General features: G+C 73.1%; 2 protein-coding genes and 1 pseudogene. All 3 read right to left on the bottom strand.

All coding sequences use genetic code 11. The features are described from left to right. A pseudogene (locus FrCorBMG51_RS34805) lies at window positions 1-238 on the bottom strand (sigma factor); the annotation flags it as partial. A 350-nt stretch (window positions 239-588) separates the two neighbouring features. Continuing rightward, complete coding sequence (locus FrCorBMG51_RS14590; RefSeq protein WP_047223605.1) at window positions 589-2,517, bottom strand: protein kinase family protein; 1,929 nt, start codon at window positions 2,515-2,517, stop codon at window positions 589-591. 108 nt (window positions 2,518-2,625) lie between these two features. After that, on the bottom strand, window positions 2,626-4,256 hold a 1,631-nt coding region (gene murJ, locus FrCorBMG51_RS14585; RefSeq protein ID WP_420848625.1), incomplete at its 5' end, for a murein biosynthesis integral membrane protein MurJ.

Genomic DNA, 4,256 nt, shown 5'->3' with positions numbered 1-4,256 from the left:
GCTCGTCGCCGCCACGACCGCCACCGTGACCATGACCGCCGTCACCATCGCCACCGGTGAGCAGCGGGACCTGTGGACGGGCCGCGCGCCGGCGCAGCCGGTCCAGACAGGCGTTGACGACGATGCGGTGCAGCCAGGTGGACACCGACGCCTCGCCGCGGAAGGCCGCGGCACCGCGGTAGGCCGACAGCATCGCCTCCTGAACGGCGTCAGCGGCGTCATCCCGGTCCCGCAGCATGCCCAGTGCCACCGCCCACGCGCGGCCGCTGTGGGCCCGTACCAGCTCGGTGAAGGCGTCCGGGTCCCCGTCGACATGCCGGCGGAGCAGTGCCCGGTCGCGCTCCGCCGGCGTCACCGGGGCGGTCGCCGCGCTTACCGCATTCGCCGGCTCCACCGCGTTGGCTGGGTTCACCGCGTTGGCTGGGCCAGCTGGCCCAGCTGGGGTAAGCGCGGCTGGAGCCGGGGTGATGGTGCCGGCGTCGGCCGCGCTCTCGTCGGCCGTGCCGTCCGGCGCGCCGTTGCCAGGGGCGGGCGGCTGGGCGGGGGTCACGGGGCTGCGAGGCCAGGCCGGAGCGTTCTTCCCGCTGGTCAGGAGCGGAAGGAGACGTCCGCGACAGCGCCTTTGAACCGGCCGTCGTCCACCGTCGGCAACCTGGTCAGCCAGACAACCCAGTACCGGTGGGCGGTCGTCGCCGGGACGGACACGGTCGTGTTGGTGGCGACGGTTTCGGGGAGGACCACGCTGTAGGCGTTGACGTCGTTCACGGCGGCGTCACCGGCACGCAGCTCGAACGCGGTAGGACCGAAACCAAAAGTAATCGTTATCTGGCGGACGGTGACGGGCTGGCCAAAGTCCAGCCGGAGACCCACCCCCGACTTCAGCCCGCCGAACTGCCGGCCGTCGGTGTTGTTGTACCCCTCCGTTGTCCAGACGGTGGACGGGTTGCCGTCGATGGCCTTCGGCGCCTCCGCGTCGTTCTCGCCGTTCTGCCCGGGCGGTGGGTCGAAGGCCAGCACGTTCGGGGTCAGCAGCGGCTCACCGGTACTGGCCGGGGCGGTCGCGGACGGGGCCGCGGACGGGGCGGCCGGAGCCTTCTTGTCGGTACCGCGGGTCAGCACGACCGAGGTCACCGTAACCGCGACCATCGCGATGGTGGCGATGAGCCCGGCCACGAGCAGCAGTCTGCGGCGCGGCCGCGGGCCACGCGATCGCCGGGCACCCCGCTCGTCCGGGTGGTCGCTGAGGAAGCCGGGCGCCCCGGAGGCGGGAGCGGAACGGCCGCGGCGGGGGCGATCCGTCGGGAAGCGGCCGTCGTCCTGGCGGCCCCGGTCGTCCCGGTAACCGCCGCGATAGCCGCCGGTGCCGGTGCCGCCAGGCGGGTACGCCGCGCTCCCCGGCGGGCCGTAGGAGCCTGCCGGGCCGTGGGGGTCCGCGTCGAACCCGTCCACGGTGTAACCGGAGGTCGAGGGTCCCGCGGTCATGGCCCGGGTCAGCGACGGCTCGTCGTCGAACCGGACCCGGCCGAGATCCAGGGTGCCGTCCGCGGGGGCGAGATCCTCGAGCGCCTCGGCGAGCTCGGCCGCGGACGTGATCGCCGGCCGGCGGCCGCGGTCGTCCCCGAGCGCGGCCAGGGTGAGCGCGTCGAGGTCCGGTGGGACGTCCGTGCGGACCTGTCGTGGCGAGTACACCCGGCCGTCGTCGGTCCTGGCCGCCGGGGGGAGCCCGGTGTCGCCGCAGGCCAACGGCCAGTGCCCGGTCAGCGCGGCGTAGAGCAGACCGCCCATGGCCCGGACATCCTCGGTGTCACGGCCTGGGCCGTCGGCGCCGGCCCAGGGCTCGGCCTGACTGTGCGCGCCCTTCTCCAGCGCCGCCACGACCGAGCCGGTACCGAGATCGACGACCTTGACCATGCCGTGGCCGGAGACAATGACGTCGCTGGAGCGCAGGTCACCGTGGTGGATGCCGCGTTCGTGGGCGGCGGCGAGCACCCGGGCGACGGCGAGCAGGACGGTCGCGGCCTGGTCCGGGCGCAGGGGCCGCTGCGCGGACAGCGCCTGCAGGGAGCGGCCCTCCACCCATTCGCTCACCACGTAGGAGACACGGCCGACATCGGTGGTGGTCGACGTGGCGTCGTACGTCGATGCCGCGCCAGGGTGCACCAGCCGGCCGGAACCGATGGCAGCCGACAGCAGCATTTCGGCGGCACGGTCGAGGGCCGCGGAGTCGCGCGCGCCGGTGCCGGCGTGTTGCACCACGCGGACGGCGACGGGCCGGGCGAGGATGCGGTCGTCACCGCGCCACAGGGTGACCGGCCCACGCGCGTGCATGACCGACAGAAGCTGATATCTGCCGTCCAGCACGGTGCTGACCGGCAGGGTGGGGGGCCCGGGGGGATCCATCGGGCCGGTGGCGTCGGGGGACGCCGGTGCCGCCACGGTGCCGGCCTTCCAGGTCGCGCTGCTCGTCACGTCATTATCGACGTCGACCTGTGGCGGTCGGTTGTGCCCGTCGACCACAGTGCCTCCGTCATCACCGACGCGTCCGACTGTCGTAGCCGGATGCAGCCTGTTCAGTGTACGAGCCCGCGAGGGAGCGTCCGGGCACAGTGTCGGTTGTGGCCGGGATCAGTGTGTCGATCGTGAGCCAAATCGGCCCCGGACGGTTGTGGCGAGCGCGGCCATTTCGGGCAGCCGCATCCGGACGATGGCCACCAGGTAGACGGGCAGTCCCACCGCGCAGGCGAGGACGACGCTCACGCCCGAACCGAGCCAGCCCTGGCCGAGAGCCTCCCGCACCAGGGCACAGACCCCCGCGGCCACGACCGCGCCCAGCCCGCCGGCGATGGTCACCTGGGTGAGCATGCGGGCGATCCGGCCGGCGTCGATACCGCCCAGGCGGCCCCGCAGCAGGACCGAGGAGACCGCGACCCCGACCAGGTAGGACACGGCGAAGGCCAGCGCCAGCGCCACCGACCGCAGCCGGTCGGGCAGCAGCGCGCTCAGCGCGGCCGCGCCGGCGATGTTGGTGGCAACGATCCCCATGTTGACCAGCGCGGGGGTCCGGCTGTCCTGCTGGGCGTAGAACACCCGCAACTGCACCTGGAACAGCGAGAACGGCACCAGGGCGACGGCGAACGCGGCCAGGGTGTCACCGATGCGCAGGGCCTCGGCGTGGCTGACCGCGCCGTGGTTGAACAGCGCGACCGCGATCGGGCGGCCCAGCGCCAGCAGCGCGAGCGCCGCCGGCACGATCACCACCGCCGCCAGCCGCGTCCCGGTGGACAGGTCCTGGCGGACCAGGTCGCGACGGTTGTCCGCAGCGTGCACGCTCATCCGCGGCAACAGCGCGGTGATCACCGACACCGCGACGATGGCGTAGGGGAGCTGGAAGATCTGGTATCCGTACGTGTACACGGTGTACGCCGTCGTGGAGCTGGCGAGACGCACGATGACCAGGTAGCCGACCTGGCTGATCGCCACGTAGAGCAGCGTCCAGCCGGCCAGCCGCATCGCCTGGCGCAGCCCGGGATGGGTGAGGTCCAGCCGCGGCCGGTAGCGGAAGCCGACCGCCCGCAGCGACGGCAGCAGCGCGAACGTCATGACCACGACGCCGAGGGTGGTGCCGGCGGCCAGCACGGTGATCTGGGTGTCGCTGATCCCACCGACCGTGGGCGGGCGCGGCCCGGGCACGAAGATGAACGCCACGCAGGTCGCGATCACGATCAGGTTGTTGAGCACCGGCGTGAACATCGGCGCGGCGAACGACTGGCGGACGTTGAGGATCGCCCCGATCGTGGCGCCCAGCCCGTAGAAGATCACCTGCGGGAGGAACCATCGCAGGAACGTCACGGCGAGATCCTGCTCGGCGCCGCCGGCGACCAGGTAGACGCCCACGATGGCCGGGGCGGCCATCGTCGCGACCACCACGATGACACCGAGCCCCAGCACCACCAGGGTGAGCAGCGAGGACGCGAACGCCTCGCCCCCGTCCTCGTCCTCCCTGGCCGCCCGGACCAGCACCGGCACGATCACGCTGGACAGCACCCCGCCGAGCAGCAGGTCGTAGAGGATGTTCGGGGTGGTGTTGGCGACGTTGTAGGCGTCCCCGACCGCGCCGGTGCCGATCGCCGCGGCGATCGCCACCGTCCGCAGGAACCCCGACGCCCGGGAGGCGACCGTACCGATCGCCATGGTGCCACTGGCCCGGCCGAGGGTCATGGCCCTGCCCCCGGGAGCCTTCCCGGCCCGGCCACCCG

Source organism: Protofrankia coriariae (genome assembly GCF_001017755.1).
GTDB classification, from domain to species: domain Bacteria; phylum Actinomycetota; class Actinomycetes; order Frankiales; family Frankiaceae; genus Protofrankia; species Protofrankia coriariae.
This window is presented reverse-complemented; position numbering and strand designations above follow the sequence as displayed.